The sequence below is a fragment of the Marinobacterium weihaiense genome (assembly GCF_019061305.1).
Classification (GTDB): domain Bacteria; phylum Pseudomonadota; class Gammaproteobacteria; order Pseudomonadales; family Balneatricaceae; genus Marinobacterium; species Marinobacterium weihaiense.
The window spans coordinates 198,078-221,732 of sequence record NZ_JAHQZT010000001.1; the positions used below are offsets into that span (position 1 = coordinate 198,078).

Genomic DNA, 23,655 nt, shown 5'->3' on the forward strand with positions numbered 1-23,655 from the left:
CGCCTCAATCGATCTTGTTGTGCAAGTCAGCCGACTCGTTGCCGTCATCGGAAGCCGGCTCAGAGGCAGCCTTGGCGTCATCGTTACGCTTGGCATCAATACGTGCCAGGTAATCCTCATCCACCGTGCCAGTCACATAGCGACCATCGAAGACGCAGGTATCAAACTCCTTGATCTCCGGGTTGAAGCAGGTCACGGACGCCTTGAGGTCGTCCAGGTCCTGATACAACATCCAGTCACAGCCAATGTACTCACCCACTTCGTCAGCGGTACGGCCGTGGGCAATCAGCTCACTGGCAGACGGCATGTCGATACCATAGACATTGGGGAAGCGCACTTCCGGTGCTGCGGAGGCAAAATAGACCTTCCGTGCGCCCGCATCACGGGCCATCTGCACGATCTGCTTGGAGGTGGTACCGCGTACGATGGAATCGTCCACCAGCATGACCACCTTGTCACGGAATTCGGCCTGAATCGGATTCAGCTTCTGACGCACCGACTTCTTGCGCAGTGTCTGCCCGGGCATGATGAAGGTGCGGCCGATGTAGCGGTTCTTGATGAAACCTTCGCGGAAAGTAACGTCCAGTGCACGCGCCATTTCCAACGCAGCGGTACGACTGGTATCCGGGATCGGGATGATCACGTCGATATCATGAGCCGGCATAACGCGCTTGACCTTCTCGGCCAGCTTGACGCCCATTTCCATACGGGAATGGTGTACGGATACACCGTCGATGATGGAGTCCGGGCGCGCCAGGTACACATATTCGAACAGGCAGGGGGCAATCTTGCTTTCCGGCACGCACTGACGCGTTGCTACCTTGCCGTCGGTATCAATAAAGATCGCTTCACCCGGTGCCAAGTCGCGCACCATTTCGAAACCGGACGTATCCAATGCCACGCTTTCGGACGCAACCATGTACTCTTCACCGGCGTCGGTCACCCGCTTGCCATACACCAGCGGACGAATGCCGCAAGGATCACGAAAGGCCACGATGCCATAACCGGTAATGATGGCGACTACGGCGTAACCACCCTGACAGCGACGGTGCACCTGTTCGACGGCCTGAAAGATATCTTCGGCGGTCGGCTGCAGCTTGCCGATCTGCTGCAGTTCATGCGCAAGGATATTCAGCAGCACTTCGGAATCGGACGTTGTGTTGATGTGACGCAGATCTGAGCGGAAAATCTCGTCAGCCAGCTTGTCAGCATTGGTCAGGTTGCCGTTATGGGCGAGTGCAATACCGTAAGGTGAGTTGACATAGAACGGCTGTGCTTCAGCAGCACTGGAGCTACCCGCCGTCGGGTATCGGACATGCCCGATACCCATGTTGCCATTCAGCTTTTTCATGTGCCGCGTACGGAACACTTCATTAACGAGACCGTTATCCTTGCGCAGGAAGAAACGGTTGCCCTCACAGGTCACCATGCCGGCCGCGTCCTGGCCACGGTGCTGCAGCACCGTCAAAGCATCAAAAATAGTCTGGTTTACGTAGGACTTGGCAACAATGCCGACGATACCGCACATTCAATCCACCTCAGAAGGATGTCGCTTAAAAAATGGCGCCGAGCGATCTGCTCAGCGTCCGATGTTCCATATTACCTGCCCGACGTCACTGGCCACCTGACGGGTCCAGCCCTCGAGCAATACAAAATGAGGAATCAATTCTGATTCCTGCCACCAGCGATCCTGGATGGCGGGAGTCATGCCCAGAAGAGCCACAATGACAATCACGACGAGACCGCCGCGAACCGCACCGAACCCCATGCCCAACACGCGGTCAGAGCTGGTCAGTCCGGTTGCATTCACCAGGGCCGAAAACAATGCACCGACAAGCGCACCAGCAATCAGCGTAATAACGAAGAGAATAGCAAACGCCGATACCAGACGCAGTGATGGAGTCTGGATGTAGGCTTCCAGCAGGACGCTGAGTGAAGGTGAGAACAGGCGTGCCAATACAAAGGCGGTTACCCAGGTCAGGAGGGATATCGCTTCGCGCACAAAGCCGCGTTTGAGGCTCATCAGGCTAGAAATTGCAATGATGCCAAGAATGGTCCAGTCAGCCCAGTTCATCGTTGATCGCCAGTCTCGAAAACAGCGCGCATTCTAACAGAGCCCACCGGTCAACCCAATGGTGAATTCATTGTGTCGTGAATCGAACAATCATGCCTTCCAACGAGTAATCCCGCTTCAGACGCCCCTGCAATTGCTCAAGGCGCGTACGCTGCAGATCGGGACCGACAAAGACCCTTACCAGGTCCGAACCATGACGTATGTAAACCTTGTATCCGTCCGCCACCAGCTCCTTGCGCAGAGCATGGGCATTGGCCTCATCACGAAAACTGGCCAGCTGCAGCGTCCAGGCAACTGGCACCTGCTCCTTGTCCAGCGCCGGGGTATCCCTGGTAGCATCGATCACGGGCTGCGCTTGCTCTACAGCAGGGCTGACCTGACGATCTGGCACCTTGACCACCGCGGGAGCGGCAGGATCGGCGGGATCGGGGGTATCAGGCAGCGAAGGATTGACCGGCTCGATATCGACCGGCGCCGGCAGTGCCGGTGCCGGCGGGATACGCTCACTGAGATGGCGTTCCCGGTAGCCGGAGCCATCGAGCAGCAGCGGAAACAGAACAAGCGCAGAGACAATGACTGCCGCCGCGCCCACCAGCCGTTTCTTCTGCCGGTCGGTCATTGCACCCCCTGCCGGGATACCAGGGCCAGTGCGTCGGCCACCGTAAAGAATGAGCCGGCGATAACCACACGACTGTTCGCAGCCTCTTCAACGACCTGCGCAACAGCGGTAGCCACGGATGCACTGCTGGAGATGCAGGATTCAGGGACTCCTGCATCCATCAGCACCCGCGACAATTCATCGGCATCCGCCCCGCGAGGCACATCAAGCGTCACCGGATACCAGTGCTCAACCACGGGCTTGAGGTGGTCGACAACGGCTGCAATATCTTTATCTGACAGCATTCCGAGGATCAGCGATACGGGCCGCTTACTCTGATCAGCCTCGAGCCTACTGGCAAGATAAGCCGCAGCCTCCGGATTATGTGCTACATCCAGCGTCACACCCAGCTCACCGAGCTGCGTCGACTGCATGCGACCAGTCAATTGCGCATGCTTGAAGCCATTGCGAATGGCGTCTTCATGAATGACAAAAGGCAAAAACTGCAACGCTTGGAGCACCAATGCGGCATTCTGTACAGGCAAGACAGGCAGCGGCAGGTGACGGTACTGCAGCGGCATGCCTTGCGCGCTCTGCCCACTCCATTCCCAGCCGTCTGCAAGCACAACAAAGCGATAATCACGACCGTTACACAACAGAGGGGCCGATAGAACGTCCGCATGCTCAATCAGTGCACGCGGAACATCTGGATCGCCGCACAGGGCAGGCTTGCCAGCCCTGTAGATACCGGCCTTCTCGAATCCAATTGCCTCACGGTCACTGCCCAGCCAGTCGGTATGGTCCAGCGCAACCGTGGTTACCAGGGCAATATCCGCATCGACAATATTGACCGCATCCAGGCGACCACCCAGACCCACTTCCAACAACGCCACATCGACCTGCTGCTCCGTGAACACAAGCAATGCAGCCAAGGTACCATATTCAAAGTACGTAAGCGGCACCCCCTCACGCGCCTGTTCAATGGTGTTGAAGGCACGAATCAGGGATGCATCATCAATCGGTTGCCCTGATACCGAAATCCGCTCGTTGTAGCGCAGGAAATGCGGCGAGGTGTAGACGCCGGTCTTGACACCCTGCTGACGCAGGATCGAGTCCAGCATGGCCAGCGTCGAGCCTTTGCCATTGGTGCCCGCAACAATAACACGCGTTGCAGTGGACAGGTTGATCGGCAACCGATCGGCGACTGCTTTGAGGCGATCAAGCCCCAACTCTATTTCGCTGGGATGACAGGCCTCGATACGCTCGAGCCAATCAGTGAGCGTCTGTGGCAGCTCGGGTGCATTCATGCCTTGCCGGATTCCGCTTCGTCTTCAATCGGCTCTACAGGCTCTGCCGGAGCCGTGACAGGTTCTTCAGCAACCTGAGCCTCAACAGCATCATGCTGCATCAACTTGCGCAGAATGCCGGAGATACGGGCAGGCAGCTCGCTGCGGCCGATAATCATGTCGACCTGACCGTGTTCCAGCAGGAATTCACTGCGCTGGAAGCCTTCGGGCAACTTCTCGCGCACGGTCTGCTCAATGACACGCGGGCCGGCAAAACCGATCAACGCATTGGGTTCGGCAATATTCAAATCCCCCAGCATCGCCAGCGATGCGGACACGCCGCCGTATACCGGATCCGTCAGTACCGAAATGTAGGGAATACCGGCTTGTTTCAGTTTTTCCAGCGCGGCACTGGTCTTGGCCATCTGCATCAGGGACAGCAACGCTTCCTGCATGCGCGCGCCACCGGAAGCAGCGAAGCAGATCAACGGAATACCCTCTTCAAGCGAAATGCGAGCCGCACGCACGAAACGCTCACCCACAACCGCCCCCATGGAGCCGCCCATAAAGCTGAATTCGAAAGCAACTGCAACAACCGGGAGGCCCTGAACCTGGCCGCGCATGGCGATCAGCGCATCCTTCTCGCCAGTCTGCTTCTGTGCAGCACTCAGGCGGTCCTTGTATTTCTTGGAATCGCGGAACTTGAGACGATCAACCGGCGTAACCTCGGCAGCCACTTCCTGACGCCCTTCCTCATCGAGGAACAGCTCCAAGCGGCGACGGGCGTTCAAACGCATATGATGGTCGCACTTGGGGCAAACATTGAGGTTCTTTTCAAGCTCGGGACGGTACAGAATCGAATCGCACTTGGGACACTTCTTCCACAACCCTTCAGGGATATTGGCGCGCTTTTTTTCATTGCGCACCAGAGACGGTACGATTTTTTCCAGCCAGTTGCTCATGTTTCACGTTCCTGTTCACGCCTTGCCTCTTCAAACGAAAGACAAGGCTATTGGAAATCAGTTACTTACTATAATACACAATGCTTTAAGACTGCTGAACGGCAGCCATGAAAGCTGAAATACGGGCATAATCCTTTCGCCCCGGCGCCATTTCCACACCACCAGACACATCCACGGCATAGGGCTTGACCTGACGAATGGCCGCGGCCACGTTGGTAGGCTCAAGCCCACCGGCCAGAATCAGCCGAGGCGCCAACTCAGGCGGAATCAGCGCCCAATCAAACACTTCCCCCGTCCCTCCGGGCACACCGGGACGGTAAGCATCCAGAAGAATGGAGCGCGCACTGCCGTAGTGTGCAGCCGTAGCCAGCACGTCGGTACCGGGTCGCATTCTGAGCGCCTTGATATAAGATCGGGAAAATCCGCGACAATAATCTTCAGACTCATCACCATGAAACTGCAACAGGTCGATACCCGTGCGCGCGATCACAGCGGCAACCTGCTCCCGCTCGGCATTCACGAACAGACCCACCGTCGTTACAAACGGCGGAAGCTCGGCAATGATGTCCGCAACGACTTCGGGAGACACATAGCGAGGGCTCGGCTCGTAGAAGACAAACCCGAGGGCATGAGCCCCTGCCTTAATGGCAGCCATGGCGTCATCAACACAGGTGATACCGCAAATTTTGGCGCGTGTAATCATGCTGTTTCCCGGAAAATGGCACAAGCCGACAATATTACCAAAGCCGTATCCAAGCGTCAGTCAGCAAGTAGCAGAAAATGAGGTCCCAAAGGCACTTGAGGCAACTTGAACAGATCCGGATAGCGCACATCTACAAAATAGAGACCATCAGGCGGGGCCGTCACCCCGCCCTGCCGGCGGTCTTTCGCCTGTAGCACCTGCAGCGCCCAATCCGGCGACTTTTGCCCCGCACCTACGGCCATCAGGACACCGGCGATGTTACGCACCATATGATGCAGGAAGGCGTTGGCACTGACATCGATCACAATCAGCTGACCGCTGCGAGAGACGCTCAAATTGCGAATTTCCCGTACGGGGCTTCGCGCCTGGCAGCCGACTGCTCGATAGGAGGTAAAGTCATGTTCGCCGTGCAGATGACTGGCTGCCTCCTGCATGCGCTCCACATCCAATTCACGATGAGTCCAGGTCACACCGCCGGCCAAAATAGCAGGGCGAGTTGGCGACGTATAAATCAGGTAACGATAACGACGCTCACGAGCCGAAAAGCGGGCATGGAAACAGCCCGGCACCTTGGTGGCCCACTTGATGGAGATGTCATCAGGCAAATGAGCATTGGTGCCCAGTGTCCAGGCGCGCGCGTCACGTTCAACCCAACTATCAAAATGGATAACCTGCTGACAAGCATTCACGCCAGCGTCCGTCCGCCCGGCGCACACCACCTGTACTGGATGATTGGCAATGACAGACAGTGCACGCTCGACTTCTGCCTGGATGGTTGGCACCTTGTCGAACGCCTGCAGCTGCCAGCCTCGATAGGCCGCCCCCACGTATTCGATACCCAGTGCATAACGAAAAGGGGCGATCGAAATCGCCCCGGTAGAGTTTTCTTTGCTCATTAAGTGTCTTGATCAGCCCAGCGTATCCAAGAGCTTGCGTGCTTCCGCCCGCTGGTCCTCGGAGCCTTCACTGGTAATTTCATTGAGAATATCACGCGCGCCCTCGTCATCTTCCATTTCGATGTAAGCACGCGCAAGATCCAGTTTGGTTTCAATTTCATCGGCATCGCTGAGCAGGTTCATCTTATCCAAGATTTCATCTTGCTCCTCGTTGCTCTGTTCATCCAGCTCGATTTCATCATCGGTGCTGTCCAGGAGCTCGTCCACCTCAGTGTTAAGATCCATCTCAAGGTCATGGCTGATATTGGACGCCAGTTCCTCTTCGGCCTCCTCGCCACTCAGCGGCGTAATGCCGGTGCTGACACCCTCATCATCTTCTGGGTCAAAGGATGCCAGAAGGCTATCGAGATCCGCATCAGCCGAATTTTCGTCCGTTTGACCTGCCGAGAAAAGCTCCTCATCATCATCGGCACTGCCCTGCAGCATGGCCTCCAATTCAGGATCCACTTCAAACTCGAGCTCATCCGCCGTCTGGACTGTTTCATTCAGACTATTATCTGCAGCTTCATCATTGTCACTGACGTCCGATGCTTGGGGGGCTTCCGCTGCCGCATCAGTCTCGAGGCCGCCCGGGAAATCCAGGTCACCCAGAAGATCTTCGACATCATCAGAGCCGGCCTCTTCAGCATCGTCAGCGGTGCTATTAAGCAGGAAGTCGAGATCATCGGCATCGTCATCATCGTTGGCCAACATGCTGTCGAGTTCGGAAGATTCATCCATCGCAGGCTGCGCAACGGAAAATTCAAGCGCACCATCGTCGCTCGAACCACTATCACTCTCTTCAGCCGCTTCGGCTTGGCCAAGCTCGCTCAGCAGATCCTGCTCAACATCATCTTCGGCACCGAGGTCAAACTCCGGCGAATCGATGCCGGATGCGTCCGACTCGGCACTGGATGACAAGTCATCCAGATCAAGGTCCATGTCCAGATCCAGTTCTTGCAGATCCTGATCCAAATCGGACAGATCATCCGCTTCATCCACAACACCTAATGTCTGCTCATCTTCTGCTGAGGCCAGCGAACTCATCGCCGGACGCACGAATTCTTCGTCCTCATCAGCTGTTGCAGTCTGTATAGAAGGCTGAACTTCGGATGTTTCTGCGACAGCAGCACCCGCCGCCGCAGCCCCCACCGCAGTTGCAGCTGCGACATTGACCGGCGCGTCGGATGTCTCTGCCTGCTTTTCGTCGCGCAAATCATCCGGCACGCTGACCAGCTCACGCTTGACTTCAGACTTGTCGCCGCGTTTGCGACGCAGTGCAAACAGCAAGCCGCCCAGCAGCGCCAGCGCACCTGCCCCCAGGCCACCCAGAACCATCGGACTCTGCAGCAGCGATTGGCCTGCTGCACTGCTGTCAGGTGCAGCAGCCGATTTACGACTCAACTCATCTTGCAGCGTTGACATCTGCTGAGATTGCAGCTCAAGCAAACGGCTCTGGGATTCAAGCTGCTCCAGTACAGAGCTCAACTTGTCGTTCAAATCCGCATTATCACGCTCCAGACGGTCGATCTGCTCCTGAGCCATTAGCACATCATTTTCAAGCCGTTCGGCAGTGGCAGACACAACCTGCTCACGATTACCCTTATCAGTCGATGCTGCGCTGCTGTCACTATCGATACTGCTGACACGTGCCGAATCAGGCTTGTCAGCACTCTCTTCAGTCGGCGCAACCACGGTCAATTTGGTATCGTCAGCGCCGGATTCAGACGCGGGGGCGACTGCAGTGTCGGGACCGGTTGCTGCAGTCTCGGACGTCTCCGAAGTTTTGCTCACATTCAGGGGAGCCTGGCTGTCTTCAGGCGCGTTACGACGGCCACGATTACGCCAGAATTCCATCTGACGCGCCACTTCGGCAACCGCCTCACGATGCGTCAGTCGGTTGACCTCGTCGGCACTTGGGATCGTCATCGACGCCCCCGCTTTGAGGTTGTTGATATTACCCGACAGGAAGGCCTGCGGGTTCTTGCGCAACAGGGCCAGCATCATCTGATGCTCGGTTGTACCCGAAGGTTTGTTGCGTTTGGCAATATCCCACAGGGTATCGTTGGCACCGACTGAAACCGTATTGCCACCCGGCACCCCGCCAGCAGCGGCTGTCGTAGTGGGGGTAGTTGCGCGGGGCTGCACGGGCACGGACGGCTCAGGAGCAACAAATTCACGGGTCTGAGCACGCGTAACGCTGCGGGTCGTACCCACCGGCGTCGGCTCGAAGACCGGCGGGTCCAACAGCAAGGTGTATTCGCGAACCATGCGACCACTCGGCCAGTTGACCTCAACCATGAAGTTCAGGAAAGGCTCTTGAACCGGCTCGCTGGACTTGAGACGGATACGCCCTCTGCCATCCGGGCTGACCAGCACCTGAAACTGTATATCGCGTAGATAACGGGCCTGACTACCCCCACTAGCCGTCGCGTACTCATCAAGAGATGCCATTCTGGGCTGAATCTGCAGCGGTGAGAGGTCGCGAACCTGCGTCAGTGTGATTTCAGCATCGAGCGGCTCATTCAACGCCGAATTGACCTGAATCGCTCCAAGTCCAAGGGCATTAACCTGTGACGCCCCCAGAGCTGCTGAGACCGCAAGGCTTAAGGCTAGTTTACGCAGCATCGGTTACTCCCTTTGGTGTAGTCTACGCGCCCTCTCCATTTCTTGCGAATCAGAGGGTTACGGATCCATATTGGTTGCAAGTATTATGTTTAAACGGCAGGCGGTCAATAGACAACACCTGCCATGTCGCCTATTGCTCGCCCGCCAGTATCAGCGCTATTTCAACTGCAGTCAGCGCACTGCCACGCCCCAGGTCATCACTCAAGGCATGCAGCGCAAAGCCGCTCTCACCTGAAGCATCCGGGCGGATGCGGTTGATGATCACCACATCCTGACCAATGACATCATTTACCAGGCTGGCAGCCTGACGAGCATTGCGGTCAAAACGCACTCCCTTGGCGCGATCCATCAGTTCCTGCACTTCATCCAGTTGCAGTGGCTGGCGGGTTTCGGCCTGAGCCACCACCATATCGCCATAAAAAACGGGGACACGAACGGCACTGACATCCAATTCAAGATCACCTGCTCCGAGCACCGCTGGCAATTGCTGCATGACCTGCTGCTCCAGTGTGGTAAACCCGTTTTCCTGGACTGCTCCGACGTCGGGGATCAGGTTGAATGCAATCTGGCGAGCAAAAAATGTCTCATCCACATCACGACCGTTCAACAGACGGGCCGTTTCCGTTGCCAGGGCTTCTACACCTTCACGACCTGCTTCTGAAGCGGCGCTCAACACGGTCAAGTTCAACTTGAGCAGTTCACAAGCCTGATGCAGAGGCGCCAAGGCCAACGCTGCGGCTATAGTAGCCGATCCGGGGACACCGATAATACGACCTGAGTCAATCGAACCGAGCAACTCGCCATTGATTGCAGGCACAACCAGCAACGACGGCTCCTGGTAGCGTTGCGGATACAGATCAATCACCTGCGCGGCGGACAGACTTTCCAGCATTTCCACAATGGACGACGGCAGTTGCTCCATGCACACAAATACCAATCCATCGGTGTCAGCCGATACGTCTTCCAATGGACGGGTACGACAGGCATGGCCACGAAACATCAGACTGCGTCCCGCTGCATCCGCTTCTTCAAACAGGCTGAGCTCGCCCACGTCAAGGGATGACTCATCCAACAGCTCAAGCAGCTTTTCGCCTTTCAGCGTTCCGGGGCCAATCAGGGCAACATTCAACGGCATTTTTCGAAAGTCTCACAAAGCAAAACAGCCCGGACAAACGCCGGGCTGAGGGAGTGGTACATTAAAGCGCCAATCAGCGCTCGATAAGAATTCGCAGCATGCGGCGCAACGGCTCGGCCGCACCCCACAGCAACTGATCGCCGACGCTGAAGGCATTCAGATAATCGGGGCCCATTTTCATTTTACGCAGACGGCCCACGGGTACGCTCAGAGTACCCGTCACTTTGGTCGGTGACAGGTCGCTGATGGTGGCATCACGCTCATTCGGAACTACGCTGGCCCAATCGTTGGCTTCTGCAATCATCTGCTCGATCTCGTCCAGCGGCAGATCCTGCTTCAACTTGATGGTGAAAGCCTGGCTGTGGCAGCGCATGGCGCCAATGCGAACACAGGTGCCATCAATCGGGATCGGGTTATTGGACAGACCAAGAATCTTGTTGGTTTCAACGAAGCCTTTCCACTCTTCTTTGCTCTGACCATCGGCCACGGCCTTGTCGATCCACGGGATAAGAGAGCCCGCCAGCGGCACACCGAAATTATCGGTTGCGAAAGCATCGCCACGCATGGTTTCAACTACCTGACGATCGATATCCAGAATGGCCGATGCCGGATCAGCCAGCAACGCTTCAGAACCGGCATGAATCTGACCCATCTGGGTAATCAGCTCACGCATGTTCTTGGCACCGGCACCGGATGCTGCCTGGTAGGTCATAGAAGAGATCCATTCGACCTGCCCCGCCTTGAACAGGCCACCCAAGCCCATCAGCATCAGGGATACAGTACAGTTGCCGCCGACAAAGTTCTTGATGCCGGCATCGATGCCCTGCTCGATTACATCCATGTTGACCGGATCCAGCACGATCAGGCTGTCATCGGACATACGCAGCGTGGAGGCTGCATCAATCCAGTAACCATCCCAGCCAGACTCACGCAGCGCCTGGAACACTTCATTGGTGTAGTCACCGCCCTGACAGGAAACGATCGCGTCCATCTGCTTCAATTCATTGATATCACGTGCATCTTTTAATGCCGGAATATCCTTGCCGATGTCGGGACCCGCTGCTCCTGCCTGAGAAGTGGTGAAGAAAACCGGCTCGGCAATATGGTTGAAGTCGTTCTCTTCCAGCATGCGCTGCATCAGAACTGAGCCGACCATGCCACGCCAGCCTACAAAACCTACACGCTTCATTCGTGCCCCCAAATATATAATTAGCTGTAAAACGAAACTCTGAATACGACACGGCGGATATTCGGATCAGCCGAATACCCGCCGCCATGAGTGCTCCCCTCAAAGAGCAGCAGTATCACGCCTTGAGTGCGGCGATTACTGCATCACCCATTTCGACGGTGCTGACGGCCTGCATACCTTCGGACATGATGTCCGGCGTGCGCAGATTCTGGTCCAGCACCTTGCTGACAGCCGCTTCAATCTCGTCTGCGGCTTCGCCTGCATTCAGCGAGTAACGCAACATCATAGCGACTGAGAGGATGGTTGCCAACGGATTGGCCTTGCCCTGACCCGCAATATCCGGCGCAGAACCATGGCAGGGCTCGTACATACCCTTGCCGTTTTCGTCCAGCGAAGCGGACGGCAGCATGCCGATGGAGCCGGTCAGCATAGCCGCGGCATCGGATAGAATATCACCGAACATGTTGCCGGTTACGACCACGTCGAACTGCTTCGGCGCACGTACCAGCTGCATGGCAGCGTTGTCCACGTACATGTGACTCAGCTCGACATCCGGATACTCCTTGGACAGTTCTTCCATGATCTCGCGCCACAGTACGGTCACTTCCAGTACGTTGGCCTTGTCGACGGAGCACAGGCGTTTGCCACGGGCGCGGGCCGCTTCAAACGCCACGCGCCCGATGCGGCGGATTTCGTTCTCGTCATACACGTAGGTGTTGAAGCCTTCACGGATGCCACCGTCCTTCTCGCGAATACCGCGTGGCTGACCAAAGTAGATACCACCGGTCAATTCACGCACGATCAGGATATCCAGACCGGACACCACTTCCGGTTTCAGTGTGGACGCGTGTGCCAGCTGCGGGTACAGAATGGCCGGACGCAGGTTGCCGAACAGTTCCAGCTGAGAACGGATACCCAGCAGACCCTTCTCCGGACGAATGGCGAAATCCGGGTTGGTATCCCACTTGGGGCCGCCCACGGCACCCAGCAAAATAGCATCAGCGGCTTGACACGCCGCCAGCGTTTCATCCGGCAGGGGAACGCCGGTCGCATCAATGGCCGCACCACCCACCAGTGCTTCATTGATCTCCAGACCCAGGCCATGGCGCTCGTTGATCAGCTCCAGCACCTTGCACGCTTCGGTCACGATCTCAGGACCAATGCCGTCACCCGGCAATACCACTACATTTTTTTTGCTCATCGGTTTTTCCTTGAATTCAGTACGGATTATTTGATCGCATCAAACAGCCAGGGGGCTTCCTGGCGACGGCGCGCCTCGTAAGCCTTGATTTCGTCGGCATGCTGCAGGGTGAGGCCAATATCGTCCAGGCCATTCAGCAGACAGTGTTTGCGGAAGTTATCGACTTCAAACGCAAACGCTTCACCCGAAGGCGTCACCACAACCTGACGCTCCAGATCTACGGTCAGCTCATAGCCTTCGCTGGCTTCTACTTCCTTGAACAGCTGATCAACCTGCGCTTCCGGCAGCACGATCGGCAGCAGACCGTTTTTGAAGCAGTTGTTGTAGAAGATATCCGCAAAACTCGGTGCGATCACGGCACGAATACCGAAATCATCCAGCGCCCAGGGCGCATGCTCACGACTGGAACCACAGCCAAAGTTCTCACGCGCCAGCAGGACACTCGTGCCTTGGTAGCGCGCCTGGTTCAAAACGAAGTCCGGGTTGAGCGGACGGTTGGCACAATCCTGATCCGGCTGTCCCTCGTCCAGGTAACGCAGCTCATCGAACAGGTTGGGACCGAAGCCCGCACGCTTGATCGACTTCAGAAACTGCTTTGGAATGATCATGTCGGTATCGACATTGGCACGATCCAGCGGTGCAGCAATACCGGTATGCTGGGTAAATTTTCTCATTTTGCTCTCCCCGTCTTACTGCATCAATTCACGAACATCGGTGAAATGGCCGGTCACCGCGGCCGCAGCCGCCATGGCTGGGCTGACCAGGTGAGTACGACCACCGAAGCCCTGACGGCCCTCGAAGTTACGGTTGGAGGTGGACGCACAGTGTTCGCCCTGACCCAACTTATCCGGGTTCATCGCCAGACACATGGAACACCCCGGCTCACGCCACTCAAGCCCGGCTTCGATAAAGACCTTGTCCAGGCCTTCGGCTTCCGCCTGCGCCTTGACCAGACCGGAACCCGGCACCACCAGCGCCTGCTTGACGTTGGCCGCAACCTTGCGACCTTTAACTACCTCGGCAGCCGCGCGCAAGTCTTCAATGCGGGAGTTGGTGCAGGAACCGATAAATACGCGATCCAACTGAATATCGGTAATCTTCTGATCGGCCTCCAGCCCCATGTACTGCAATGCACGACGAATACCGTCGGCCTTGACCGGATCGCTTTCCGCATCCGGGTTCGGCACCAGCGCATTGATCGGTGCCACCATTTCCGGTGACGTGCCCCAAGTCACCTGCGGCTGGATCTCTTCCGCCTTAATCTCGACGACGGTATCGAACTGGGCGCCCTCATCGGATACCAGTTCTTTCCATGCAGCCGCTGCAGCATCCCACTGCTCTGCGCTGGGCGAGAATGGACGGCCACGGAAATATTCGATTGTCGTGTCATCCACGGCAACCAGCCCCACACGTGCACCCGCTTCAATCGCCATGTTACAGATGGTCATGCGACCTTCCATGGAGATGGAGCGGATAGCACTGCCGCCAAACTCGATGGCATAGCCGGTACCGCCGGCGGTGCCGATCACACCGATGATGTGCAGCACCACATCCTTGGCTGTAACACCTGCGCCCAGCTCACCATCGACACGCACCAGCATATTCTTCATTTTTTTGGCAATCAGGCACTGGGTCGCCAGCACATGCTCGACTTCGGACGTGCCGATGCCGTGCGCCAGCGCACCAAAAGCGCCGTGCGTGGAGGTATGGGAGTCGCCACACACAACTGTGGTACCCGGCAGCGTCATGCCCTGCTCAGGACCGACCACGTGAACGATACCCTGGCGCTGATCGTTCATCTTGAACTCGGTAATGCCGAATTCGTCACAGTTGGCGTCCAGTGTTTTAACCTGGATGCGGGACACCGGGTCAACGATCTCGTCCACACCGCCGGCACGCTCGGTGGTCGGTACGTTGTGGTCAGGCGTGGCCAGGTTGGCGTCAATGCGCCAGGGCTTGCGGCCGGCCAAACGCAGGCCTTCGAATGCCTGCGGCGAGGTCACTTCGTGCAGAATCTGACGATCGATGTAGATCAGCGCACTGCCGTCTTCGTTCTGGCGCACCAAATGGGCGTCCCAGAGCTTGTCATATAAGGTTTTTGCGGCCATGTTGCTCTCCCCTTTGTGTTCATCCGGTCTCATGGCGAATGAGGCTATCCTAGAGCAGGGCTGCGCGATAAACAAATTCATAATTTTTATGTTTTGAATTCCGTCAAGGAATAGCTAGACTTTCATCACACGCTGAACACGGGATCTGACATGGACACCGCCGGCCTGCACGCCTTCGTAACCGTTGCCGATACGGGCTCCTTTTCACACGCGGCACAGTTGTTGTTTCTGACACAGTCGGCCGTCAGCAAGCGTATCGCACTGCTGGAAACCCAGTTGAGTTGCCGCTTGTTCGATCGCATTGGTCGCCAGGTCATGCTGACGGAAGCCGGGCTCGCCCTGCTGCCCAAGGCACGCGAGATTCTGGCTTCCATGGAAGACGCCGAGCGCATGATCGGCAACCTGTCGGGCCATATCGGCGGACGCTTGGCCTTGGCCACCAGTCATCACATCAGCCTGCACCGCCTGCCGCCGATATTGAAGACGTTCGTAGAGCGATTCCCCGCTGTAGAGCTGGACCTACAGTTCGCCGCCTCCGAGGTTGCCTACGAGGGTGTCTTGCGTGGCGAACTGGAGCTGGCCCTGATTACCTTGGCTCCCGAGCAGGATGCACGCATCTGCTCGCGCACCGTCTGGACTGACCGCTTGCAATATGTCGTGGGCCGCAACCATCCGTTGGCGACCAGCACTGAACCCGACCTGAGTGCTCTCAGCCGCTACCCAGCCATTCTGCCTGGCCCCGATACCTTTACCCACCAACGCGTGCGCCAACAACTGGCTCGCCAGGGCCTTGAACTCACGCTGGGCATGAGCACCGACTACTTGGACACCATCCGCATGATGGTCAGCATCGGACTGGGCTGGAGTTTGCTGCCCGAAACCATGATTGATGACCAGCTGGTCACGCTGAATACGGGCTCGGAGCCGATCGATCGCCCCCTGGGGTATATCCACCACCGTGACCGCACCCTGAGCAACGCAGCCGGCGAGCTGCTGACACTGCTGGCAACAGACATTTAATAACCGCCAGGCATGGTTTAAGATCAAAGCCCCCCAGTACTTGGAGATGCCCGTGACCGAAGACTTTCTGCACATGATGCGCCAGTGGCTTGAACAGCTGGAGCAGCATCAGGGCAACGCCAAACCGGACAAACCCCGTCAGCCGCACTCCCCGGGTGCCATCAACCCGGTACTGGATGATCTGCTGTTTCGCCTTACCCGCCAGAGTGAACACTTTTGCCGCTTCGGCGAGCAGCTGCTGCAACTGGACTCTGGCAACGCAGAGCTGGAAATCGACCACTTGATGACCGCTTATCAACATCATCTGGACCAGCTCAGCCTGGACTGGGTCTGGCACGGCTGGACACTGCCCGAACAACTACTGGCCGCTCTGCTGGTATATGCGCCTGAGACAGCCGGCAGCGCAACAGCACTGCGCAGCCTGATCGAGCTGGGCCAGCGCCTGCTGGACACACTGAGCGATACTCTTGCCCCCGCGCGCCTGGCGCCGCTGCAACAACTCTTGACACGCCTGGCATCCTTTGAACAGGCCCGCACAACCTATCTGTCCCAGTTACAGCAAATCAACGCCTCGGCGCTGACAGCCTTCAAAGCGCGCCTTGCCGAACTGCCGGTAAACGACCTTGAATCCCTGCACGGACTCTGGGTTGAAACACACCAACAGACATTCAGCGAACAGTCCGCTACCGATGAGTACACACGAGCACTGGGTGGCATCTGCAACACCGCCATGCAGTTACGACACGACTGGCAGCAATGGCTGGACCGCATGTATGCCGGTGCCGGCCTGGTCACATTGACACAGTATGACGAACTCAGCGCTGAGCATCACGCCCTGCGGCGCCGCGTCCGCCTCCTTGAGCGCCGAATGGCGGCACTGACAACTGCCGCTGACCACAAGGACGCGCATGAACCACGTTAAGCTTGACCCTGCCCGTGCACGGCAGCAGATTGATCGTCGCCGCAACAACGCTGACAGTGCCAACTGCGAGAGCAATCGCCGCGTACACCACCGACATAGCCCGCACACCCTGATATTTCAGAGCGGACGAATGCGCTTGCTGCATTTCAACGCCACCACACGACGTCGTCTCCACACCCCCTTGCTGATCTGCTATGCGCTGGTCAACCGCCCCTATATTCTCGACCTCAGCCGACAGCGCTCCATGATTGCACGCCTGCAGGATCAGGGCATCGATGTTTACCTGATCGACTGGGGTACCCCTCAACGCAGCGACCGTTACCTGAGTCTTGATGATTATCTGGATGAGAAGCTGGACCTTTGCGTCGAGCAAGCATGCCGCCACAGCCAACGCTCAAAGGTGAATCTGATGGGGGTATGTCAAGGCGGCGTTCTCAGCCTCTGCTACAGCCTGGCTTTCGCACACCGGGTACGCAATCTGATCACGCTGGTGACACCTTTTGATACCGATCCGCACCACTTCCGCCTCAACCGTCTTAGTCGTCACATCGACACCGGACTGGCTCAGACCACCTACGGCAACCTGCCAGGCCCCCTACTGAATGAATTTTTCACTCAGCTACAGCCACTGCAACTGACAGCCGGCAAACGCTTGAGTGCGCATGCACATCTGAGCGGTGACAATGCGGAACACTTTCTTTTAATGGAGCAGTGGTTGCAGGACTGTCCTGACTTGGCCGGAACGGCATTGGAGGAGTTCGTACAGCTGTTTTTCCGTGACAATGCTCTAATGGACCCGCAAGGGTTTTCTATCTGTGGTCAGACCCATCGCCTGGCTGCGCTACAGCCGCCACTACTGAATCTCTATGGTACAGAGGACACTCTGGTGCCACCACAAAGCACCACCGCAGCACGACAGCTTCTGCAGGGCAAAGATTACACTGAGCTCGCGCTCAAGGCTGGCCATATCGGCATGCTGAACGGTCGCAGGGCACTGGAGGAGCTACCCGCCACCATTGCCGCCTGGTTGCGGGTACGCGATGAATAAGAGCTCAGGTATCCGTCTTGCCGGATGACTTTGACGGTTCCGGCTCAGGTCCGGATTCAGCGGCAGTATCGTCCTGGTCTGCATCGGATCGACCCGCCTCTTCTTCCGGTCGCTGCGAAAACATGTTCCAGACCGCCATATTTTGATCGGCAATATGTCCCATCATGGTGAGCGGGTTGGCGACCCCCATCATGGTTTGCATCTGCTCACGAATGCGGTCCTGATGCTCCAGAAAGGCCGCAATGCTCTGCTCAAGGTACTGGCTCATCATGCCCTGCATGCTATCGCCATAGAAACGGATCAACTGCTGCAGCACCTGGTTGGTCAACAGCGTGCCATGACCTTCGGCTTCCTGCTCACTGATGATCTGCAGCAGGATGTTGCGGGTCAGGTCATTCCCGGTCTTGGAATCCTGCACCTGAAACTTTTCACCGTTAAGCACCAGCTGCTTCACGTCCTCAAGGGTGACATAGCAACTGCGTGAGGTGTCATACAAGCGACGGTTGGTATACTTGCGCAGAATCCGCACGGCCGATTCTCCTGCTCCACTCTGACTCATCCAAATGTTCCATTCAGTCGGCGTCACGACCGCCCTTGCCATACTGGTTCATCATGCCGAAAACCAGTTTCTGAAAGGCGTCCATCGAACCGATACCACTGTTAAGGTAAGGCTTGAGCAACGTCAGCGGATCATAGCCTTCGGCACCCGACTCCATCTGCTCTCTCACCTTATCGATCATATCCTGCTGCAGCCCGGACACATCCGGAAGACCCAGCGCCCGGCGCAGCTCTTCGGGTGTCATTTCAATATCAATTCTGAAATTCATCTGACGCCACCCTTAGTCATCCATTTTCAATTCATACTATAGCAATGGCACCTCAAAACAACCTCAGCACCCTGAAGGTCGATATCTTTGCGGATATATCCAGATCAAGGCCAGCACAAACGCCAGCACTGAGACCAGTGACGCCAGTGCAAATGTCATAACGCCCATACTACTCCAGAGCTGACCGGCCGCTACCGCCCCCAGCGCACCACCCGCACCAAATCCAAGACTGGAAAACAGCGCCTGCCCGCGCCCTTGTGTATTCGGGGTGAAGTAGTGCTGCACCAGCGCAATCCCAACGGCGTGCAAGCTGCCAAAGGTTGCGGCGTGTAGGGTCTGCGCCAGCAGCATCCAACCCAACTGCTCGGGCATTCCCGCCGTAAGCCCCCAGCGCACCACACAGAGCACCAGGCTGATCAACAGGATGATACGCAGGGAAAAACGACCCAATAGGCGTGGCATAACCGCAAACAACAACACTTCCGCGACCACCCCCAGCGCCCACAGCAGCCCAATTTCACCGCGGCTGTAGCCCAGCCCTTCCAGCAGCACACTGTAGAAGGTGTAATAAGGCCCGTGTCCAAGCTGCACCAGAAAACAGACCAGGAAAAAGACCAGCACCTGAGGTTGTTTCAGCACGGGTGCAAGCCGTTCGACTGACGCCGCAGCTTCGGCTGAGACCAGCGGCCCCGCGGGGATCAGCAACGTGCTCAACCAGATCAGGATCATGATTATGAATACCACGAACGGCACCAGCGCCACGGACATCATATCCAGTAATGGACCAACCAGCACTACAGCCAAAATAAAACCGACGGAACCCCAAAGTCGAATGCGGCTGTACTGGCGCCTGTTTTCGCCCAGGTGCCCCAGCGTAACAACCTCGAACTGTGGCAGCACTGCATTCCAGAAGAAACTGAAGGCCGCCATCACCAGCGCAATGCCGACCGCACCCTGCTGCCAGAAGATCAGTGCGAAACATAGCCAACTGGCCAACGCCCCCAGCCGAATGATCCGTAACCGCCGGCCAGTGATGTCGGCCAGCCAACCCCAAAGATTGGGCGCCAGCACCCGTGAAACATGCAGAATACCCATTAGCCAGCCAATAGTGACGGCGGAAAAGCCCAGCGACTGAAGGTACAGTGACCAGTACGGCAACAGCGTGCCCAGCAGGGCAAAATAGAACAGGTAGAAACCGGAAAGGCGAATATAGGGCATAGGGTCCTGATATGAAAAAGCCGGCTCAAGGCCGGCTTGCAAGGCATTGACCAAAAACCGAATTACGCGGATTCAAGCGCCTTGTTAACATACTGCGGCAGGGCAAAGCTGGCAACATGCAGCGCCGGCGTGTAGTAACGCGTCTCTATGCCGCTGCGTTCGAAGCGGGCTTCGATCTCGGACACGCCCTGCTGGCGCAGGTCCGCATTGTCGCTGCCCCAGGCAAACGCCATGACACCGCCCACATAGGTGGGAACCGCCGCCGTGTAGAATGACTGGTCAGCCACATAGGGCCCCAGGCGTCGACGGGTAGTGACCAACTCGTCCGGCTGCATGAACGCCACGCCGTTCTGGGCCACGAACACGCCACCGGGTGTCAGGCAGCGTTTACAGCCTTCATAGAAACGGCTGGAGAAGAGGACTTCTCCAGGGCCCACGGGATCGGTGCAATCGGAAATGATCACGTCGAACGTCTCGGCGCACTCGCTGACAAACTCGACACCATCGGCAATCACGATATTGGCGCGCGCATCCTCAAAAGCACCGGCTGAATGGTTCGGCAGGTACTGTTTGCACATATCAATAACAGCCTGATCGATTTCGACCTGGGTCACATGCTCAACACTGTCGTGGCGCAAGACCTCACGCAGAATGCCGCCGTCACCGCCGCCGATGATCAGCACTCGCGCGGCATGGCCATGGGCCAGAATCGGCACGTGCGTCATCATTTCATGGTAGATGAACTCGTCACGCTCAGTCGTCTGAATGATCCCGTCCAGCGCCATCACGGTGCCGAACTCTTCGTTGCGGAAGATGATCAGCTCTTGATGATCGGTGCGATGCTCAAACAGCACTTCATCAACGCGAAAATTCTGACCGTAACTGGTGTACAGCTTCTCAAGATAGGTAGTCGTCGTCATCAATGCTCACCTTGCCACGCAGGATTTCTTGTACATTCACTTCACTCGGTGCAAAAGCCGTTTCCAGAACCGGAACTGCCTTGGCAGGCTCGGATTCGCCACACATGAAGACATCAAAGGCCGCAAAGTTACGCTCGGGCCAGGTGTGCACGCTGATATGTGATTCGGCCAGTACCGCCACCCCGGAAATACCACCGTTGGGTGTAAAATGATGCAGGTGAATATGCAGCAGTGTTGCCTTGGCCGCTTTGATCGAGTCACGCAGGGCTTTTTCCATCACTTCAAGATCATCCAGGCGTGAAGCACCACGCAGATCAATGATCAGATGCGTACCGGCGTAACGGTGGCCGTCACGCTCAATGAAAAAGTCCAGACGTTCATCGTCATCGCCCTGGGTATAGGCGGGCCAATCGGCAACACTGCCTGCAGCCTCTTGGTCGATCACGTCGGACGCCAGGTCTATCGTTTCTTGCATGGGGGTCACTCCAGACAAGTCTGTGCTGACACAGAGTTCAAAAAACAAAATCCCAACCTTTCAGGCGGTACTCGGCTCATGCTGGAGCGACTTTCAGGCACTGGCCAAAGGTATCTTTCGACACCGCCAATACCGCTCCCTGAAACCGGCACACCCCAAAGGGTTGGGACTTTACGAAAACTGCCGCATTTAAACTGCGTTATGGACAGAATTCAAGCAAAAAAATACGCCCTGAACGAAAAAAACAATACCGCGCAACAAGCACCGCCGTCGTCACTTGTTACAGCTGCTTGAGCACCGGCAGATCGGTTTTCACGTCAGCGTTCTGACCACGGTGACGCAGCAGATGATCCAGCAGCACAATTGCCATCATCGCTTCAGCAATAGGCGTGGCACGAATACCGACACAGGGATCATGGCGCCCCTTGGTAACCACCTCGATCTCTTCACCGGACGCATTGATGCTGCGCCCCGGCAAACGCAGGCTGGAAGTTGGCTTGAGTGCAATGTGCGCTTCGATCACCTGACCGGTCGAGATACCGCCCAGGATGCCGCCGGCATGGTTCGAGAGAAAGCCTTCCGGCGTCATCTCATCCCGGTGCTCAGTCCCCTTCTGGTTGACCACGGCAAAACCGTCACCGATTTCGACCCCCTTCACTGCGTTGATGCTCATCAGTGCATGGGCAAGGTCGGCGTCCAGACGATCGAAAATAGGCTCGCCCAGCCCTACCGGCACGCCGCTGGCCTGTACCGAGATGCGTGCGCCAATGGAGTCACCCTCCTTGCGCAGTGCATCCATGTACTCCGCCATGTCCTCGGCCGCACGGGCATCCGGCGAAAAGAACGGGTTCTGATTCACCTGATCCCAGTCAAAACGCGCCGGATCAATTGCCACCGGCCCTAGCTGGGACAGGTAACCGCGCACAGTCACGCCCTTGGCCGCCAGCACTTTCTTGGCAATGGCACCCGCTGCCACGCGCATGGCCGTTTCACGGGCAGATGAGCGCCCGCCACCACGGTAGTCACGGAAACCGTACTTGTGTGAGTACACATAGTCGGCATGCGCCGGGCGGAAGGTTTCGGCGATATTGGAGTAATCCTTGGATCGCTGATCAGTATTCTCGATCAGCAGACCGATGGACGTTCCGGTTGTACGCCCCTCGAACACCCCGGAGAGAATACGGACTTCGTCTGGCTCGCGACGCTGGGTGGTATGGCGCGACGTTCCCGGCTTGCGACGATCAAGATCCGCTTGTAGATCGGCCTCACTCAGCTCGACCCCGGGGGGGCAGCCATCCACAATACAGCCGAGGGCCGGGCCATGGCTTTCGCCGAAAGTGGTGACAGTAAACAGTTTTCCAAAGCTGTTTCCGGACATGGTTCTTCTACTCTATCGCTAACGGATACGGACCGGCCGCACCAGGGTTCATAACAAGTGACAGTGTGCGCGCAGCTCTGCCGCCGTAATAACGAAAACGCCGTTGCCGCCATTCTCAAGCTCCACCCAGATCAACGGCACTTCAGGCAGACTGCTCATCAGGTGCACTTCGCTGTTGCCGACTTCCACCACCAGCAGACCGTCTTCAGTCAGATGCTCGGCCGCCTCACGCAGAATCCGACGCGTAACATCCAGGCCATCCGGACCGGAGCCCAGCGCCAGTGCCGGCTCATGCCCATATTCTTCAGGCATGGACGCCAAGTCGTCGGCATCGACATATGGCGGGTTACTGACAATCAGGTCATATCGTTCAGACCCTATGGCTGCATAGAGATCGCCCTGACAAGCGCGCACGCGATCATCAAGTTCATGACGACTGATGTTGCGACGTGCCACATCCAGCGCATCAGCGGATATATCGGCCAGGTCGACTTCCGCTTCGGGAAAGGCAAAGGCACAGGCAATGCCGATGCAGCCGCTGCCGGTGCACACATCAAGGATGCGGGAAACCGGACCGGGGCGCAGCCAAGGCTCGAACCCCTGATCGATCAGCTCGGCAATGGGTGAACGCGGAATTAGCACACGCTCATCCACATGAAACGGCAGCCCCATGAACCAGGCTTCACCGGTAATATAGGGCAACGGGCGCCGCAGCTCCGCCCGCTGGTGCACGTAGCCCAGCACCTTGAGTCGTTCTGCCGGTGTCAGGCGCGCATCCAGCACGACCGGGTCGGTATCCCAGGGCAGGTCGACCGCGTTGAGCACCAGCTGACAGGCTTCATCCCAGGCCGAGACATGGCCATGCCCGAAGTACACCTGATGTCGATGGAATTCACTCAGGGCCCAGCGGATGTAATCACGCAGGGTTACAAGGTGTTCAGTGATTGCGGCTTGATCCGACTTCATAAATCGCCTGATAATGGGTTTCGCTATAATAAAGGCGATTATGTTAATGAAAACCCCCGATG

Annotated in this window: 23 protein-coding genes; 3 read left to right on the forward strand and 20 right to left on the reverse strand. The window is 57.1% G+C overall.

What is annotated here, in order from left to right; genetic code table 11:
- Nucleotides 1–4: 4 nt before the first annotated feature.
- The 13 genes from purF to leuC form a co-directional block, all read right to left on the reverse strand.
- Nucleotides 5–1,528 (reverse strand): amidophosphoribosyltransferase, encoded by a 1,524-nt coding sequence (gene purF, locus KTN04_RS00970; protein WP_217333331.1) that lies wholly within the window; start codon nt 1,526–1,528, stop codon nt 5–7.
- A 51-nt stretch (nt 1,529–1,579) separates the two neighbouring features.
- Complete coding sequence (locus tag KTN04_RS00975) at nt 1,580–2,074, reverse strand: CvpA family protein (protein ID WP_217333332.1); 495 nt, start codon at nt 2,072–2,074, stop codon at nt 1,580–1,582.
- A gap of 67 nt (nt 2,075–2,141) precedes the next feature.
- A complete protein-coding gene (locus tag KTN04_RS00980; RefSeq protein WP_217333333.1) occupies nt 2,142–2,693 on the reverse strand; it encodes an SPOR domain-containing protein in 552 nt (183 codons plus the stop codon).
- Complete coding sequence (gene folC / locus KTN04_RS00985; RefSeq protein WP_217333334.1) at nt 2,690–3,979, reverse strand: bifunctional tetrahydrofolate synthase/dihydrofolate synthase; 1,290 nt, start codon at nt 3,977–3,979, stop codon at nt 2,690–2,692. The genes KTN04_RS00980 and folC overlap by 4 nt, the downstream gene beginning before the upstream one ends.
- A complete protein-coding gene (gene accD, locus KTN04_RS00990; protein WP_217333335.1) occupies nt 3,976–4,920 on the reverse strand; it encodes an acetyl-CoA carboxylase, carboxyltransferase subunit beta in 945 nt (314 codons plus the stop codon). Before accD ends, folC begins: the two co-directional genes overlap by 4 nt.
- Nucleotides 4,921–5,005: 85 nt before the next feature.
- Nucleotides 5,006–5,623, reverse strand: a complete 618-nt coding sequence (locus KTN04_RS00995) for a phosphoribosylanthranilate isomerase (protein WP_217333336.1) — start codon at nt 5,621–5,623, stop codon at nt 5,006–5,008.
- A 56-nt stretch (nt 5,624–5,679) separates the two neighbouring features.
- On the reverse strand, nt 5,680–6,519 hold the full coding sequence (truA, locus tag KTN04_RS01000; RefSeq protein WP_217333337.1) for a tRNA pseudouridine(38-40) synthase TruA: 840 nt from the start codon (nt 6,517–6,519) through the stop codon (nt 5,680–5,682).
- A gap of 12 nt (nt 6,520–6,531) precedes the next feature.
- Nucleotides 6,532–9,186: a FimV/HubP family polar landmark protein gene (locus tag KTN04_RS01005; RefSeq protein WP_217333338.1), complete on the reverse strand. Its 2,655-nt coding sequence runs from the start codon at nt 9,184–9,186 to the stop codon at nt 6,532–6,534.
- A gap of 130 nt (nt 9,187–9,316) precedes the next feature.
- Entirely contained in the window at nt 9,317–10,321 is a 1,005-nt protein-coding gene (locus tag KTN04_RS01010; RefSeq protein WP_217333339.1) for an Asd/ArgC dimerization domain-containing protein, read from the reverse strand.
- Between the two features lie 73 nt (nt 10,322–10,394).
- Nucleotides 10,395–11,510 (reverse strand): aspartate-semialdehyde dehydrogenase, encoded by a 1,116-nt coding sequence (gene asd, locus KTN04_RS01015; RefSeq protein ID WP_217333340.1) that lies wholly within the window; start codon nt 11,508–11,510, stop codon nt 10,395–10,397.
- Nucleotides 11,511–11,625: 115 nt separating this feature from the next.
- The gene (gene leuB / locus KTN04_RS01020) at nt 11,626–12,711 is read right to left on the reverse strand and encodes a 3-isopropylmalate dehydrogenase (RefSeq protein ID WP_217333341.1); all 1,086 of its coding nucleotides are present in this window, start codon (nt 12,709–12,711) and stop codon (nt 11,626–11,628) included.
- A 26-nt stretch (nt 12,712–12,737) separates the two neighbouring features.
- Entirely contained in the window at nt 12,738–13,385 is a 648-nt protein-coding gene (gene leuD / locus KTN04_RS01025) for a 3-isopropylmalate dehydratase small subunit (protein WP_217333342.1), read from the reverse strand.
- Nucleotides 13,386–13,400: 15 nt separating this feature from the next.
- Nucleotides 13,401–14,819 carry a 3-isopropylmalate dehydratase large subunit gene (gene leuC / locus KTN04_RS01030; RefSeq protein ID WP_217333343.1) on the reverse strand — a complete coding sequence of 473 codons (1,419 nt, stop codon included), beginning with the start codon at nt 14,817–14,819 and terminating at the stop codon, nt 13,401–13,403.
- 150 nt (nt 14,820–14,969) lie between these two features.
- On the opposite strand from leuC, the gene KTN04_RS01035 reads away from it, so the two are divergent.
- Genes KTN04_RS01035 through KTN04_RS01045 form a run of 3 tightly spaced genes read left to right on the forward strand, consistent with a single transcriptional unit; the run spans nt 14,970 to nt 17,809 of the window.
- Nucleotides 14,970–15,839, forward strand: coding sequence for a LysR family transcriptional regulator (locus KTN04_RS01035; protein ID WP_217333344.1), 870 nt, complete (start codon nt 14,970–14,972; stop codon nt 15,837–15,839).
- 52 nt (nt 15,840–15,891) lie between these two features.
- The gene (locus KTN04_RS01040) at nt 15,892–16,761 is read left to right on the forward strand and encodes a poly(R)-hydroxyalkanoic acid synthase subunit PhaE (protein ID WP_217333345.1); all 870 of its coding nucleotides are present in this window, start codon (nt 15,892–15,894) and stop codon (nt 16,759–16,761) included.
- On the forward strand, nt 16,748–17,809 hold the full coding sequence (locus tag KTN04_RS01045; protein ID WP_217333346.1) for an alpha/beta fold hydrolase: 1,062 nt from the start codon (nt 16,748–16,750) through the stop codon (nt 17,807–17,809). The genes KTN04_RS01040 and KTN04_RS01045 overlap by 14 nt, the downstream gene beginning before the upstream one ends.
- Before the next feature lie 4 nt (nt 17,810–17,813).
- Here the strand turns inward: KTN04_RS01045 and phaR are convergent, their stop codons facing one another.
- The 7 genes from phaR to prmB form a co-directional block, all read right to left on the reverse strand.
- A complete protein-coding gene (gene phaR / locus KTN04_RS01050; protein ID WP_254262279.1) occupies nt 17,814–18,368 on the reverse strand; it encodes a polyhydroxyalkanoate synthesis repressor PhaR in 555 nt (184 codons plus the stop codon).
- Between the two features lie 13 nt (nt 18,369–18,381).
- A complete protein-coding gene (locus KTN04_RS01055) occupies nt 18,382–18,636 on the reverse strand; it encodes a DUF6489 family protein (RefSeq protein WP_217333347.1) in 255 nt (84 codons plus the stop codon).
- 63 nt (nt 18,637–18,699) lie between these two features.
- Entirely contained in the window at nt 18,700–19,854 is a 1,155-nt protein-coding gene (locus KTN04_RS01060; protein ID WP_217333348.1) for an MFS transporter, read from the reverse strand.
- A gap of 62 nt (nt 19,855–19,916) precedes the next feature.
- A complete protein-coding gene (gene speE / locus KTN04_RS01065; RefSeq protein WP_217333349.1) occupies nt 19,917–20,774 on the reverse strand; it encodes a polyamine aminopropyltransferase in 858 nt (285 codons plus the stop codon).
- The gene (gene speD, locus KTN04_RS01070; protein ID WP_217333350.1) at nt 20,752–21,249 is read right to left on the reverse strand and encodes an adenosylmethionine decarboxylase; all 498 of its coding nucleotides are present in this window, start codon (nt 21,247–21,249) and stop codon (nt 20,752–20,754) included. Before speD ends, speE begins: the two co-directional genes overlap by 23 nt.
- A gap of 280 nt (nt 21,250–21,529) precedes the next feature.
- Entirely contained in the window at nt 21,530–22,627 is a 1,098-nt protein-coding gene (gene aroC, locus KTN04_RS01075; RefSeq protein WP_217333351.1) for a chorismate synthase, read from the reverse strand.
- Nucleotides 22,628–22,675: 48 nt separating this feature from the next.
- Nucleotides 22,676–23,593: a 50S ribosomal protein L3 N(5)-glutamine methyltransferase gene (prmB, locus tag KTN04_RS01080; RefSeq protein WP_217333352.1), complete on the reverse strand. Its 918-nt coding sequence runs from the start codon at nt 23,591–23,593 to the stop codon at nt 22,676–22,678.
- Between the last annotated feature and the right edge of the window lie 62 nt (nt 23,594–23,655).

Coding starts and splice junctions, on each gene's coding strand:
- KTN04_RS00995 (WP_217333336.1), bottom strand. CDS start 5,623: ATGATTACACGCGCCAAAATTTGCGGTATCACCTGTGTTGATGACGCC.
- leuC (WP_217333343.1), bottom strand. CDS start 14,819: ATGGCCGCAAAAACCTTATATGACAAGCTCTGGGACGCCCATTTGGTG.
- leuB (WP_217333341.1), bottom strand. CDS start 12,711: ATGAGCAAAAAAAATGTAGTGGTATTGCCGGGTGACGGCATTGGTCCT.
- KTN04_RS01005 (WP_217333338.1), bottom strand. CDS start 9,186: ATGCTGCGTAAACTAGCCTTAAGCCTTGCGGTCTCAGCAGCTCTGGGG.
- asd (WP_217333340.1), bottom strand. CDS start 11,510: ATGAAGCGTGTAGGTTTTGTAGGCTGGCGTGGCATGGTCGGCTCAGTT.
- KTN04_RS01010 (WP_217333339.1), bottom strand. CDS start 10,321: ATGCCGTTGAATGTTGCCCTGATTGGCCCCGGAACGCTGAAAGGCGAA.
- KTN04_RS01055 (WP_217333347.1), bottom strand. CDS start 18,636: ATGAATTTCAGAATTGATATTGAAATGACACCCGAAGAGCTGCGCCGG.
- KTN04_RS00975 (WP_217333332.1), bottom strand. CDS start 2,074: ATGAACTGGGCTGACTGGACCATTCTTGGCATCATTGCAATTTCTAGC.
- speD (WP_217333350.1), bottom strand. CDS start 21,249: ATGCAAGAAACGATAGACCTGGCGTCCGACGTGATCGACCAAGAGGCT.
- purF (WP_217333331.1), bottom strand. CDS start 1,528: ATGTGCGGTATCGTCGGCATTGTTGCCAAGTCCTACGTAAACCAGACT.
- KTN04_RS01035 (WP_217333344.1), top strand. CDS start 14,970: ATGGACACCGCCGGCCTGCACGCCTTCGTAACCGTTGCCGATACGGGC.
- KTN04_RS00980 (WP_217333333.1), bottom strand. CDS start 2,693: ATGACCGACCGGCAGAAGAAACGGCTGGTGGGCGCGGCGGCAGTCATT.
- truA (WP_217333337.1), bottom strand. CDS start 6,519: ATGAGCAAAGAAAACTCTACCGGGGCGATTTCGATCGCCCCTTTTCGT.
- KTN04_RS01045 (WP_217333346.1), top strand. CDS start 16,748: ATGAACCACGTTAAGCTTGACCCTGCCCGTGCACGGCAGCAGATTGAT.
- leuD (WP_217333342.1), bottom strand. CDS start 13,385: ATGAGAAAATTTACCCAGCATACCGGTATTGCTGCACCGCTGGATCGT.
- aroC (WP_217333351.1), bottom strand. CDS start 22,627: ATGTCCGGAAACAGCTTTGGAAAACTGTTTACTGTCACCACTTTCGGC.
- prmB (WP_217333352.1), bottom strand. CDS start 23,593: ATGAAGTCGGATCAAGCCGCAATCACTGAACACCTTGTAACCCTGCGT.
- accD (WP_217333335.1), bottom strand. CDS start 4,920: ATGAGCAACTGGCTGGAAAAAATCGTACCGTCTCTGGTGCGCAATGAA.
- phaR (WP_254262279.1), bottom strand. CDS start 18,368: ATGAGTCAGAGTGGAGCAGGAGAATCGGCCGTGCGGATTCTGCGCAAG.
- folC (WP_217333334.1), bottom strand. CDS start 3,979: ATGAATGCACCCGAGCTGCCACAGACGCTCACTGATTGGCTCGAGCGT.
- speE (WP_217333349.1), bottom strand. CDS start 20,774: ATGACGACGACTACCTATCTTGAGAAGCTGTACACCAGTTACGGTCAG.
- KTN04_RS01060 (WP_217333348.1), bottom strand. CDS start 19,854: ATGCCCTATATTCGCCTTTCCGGTTTCTACCTGTTCTATTTTGCCCTG.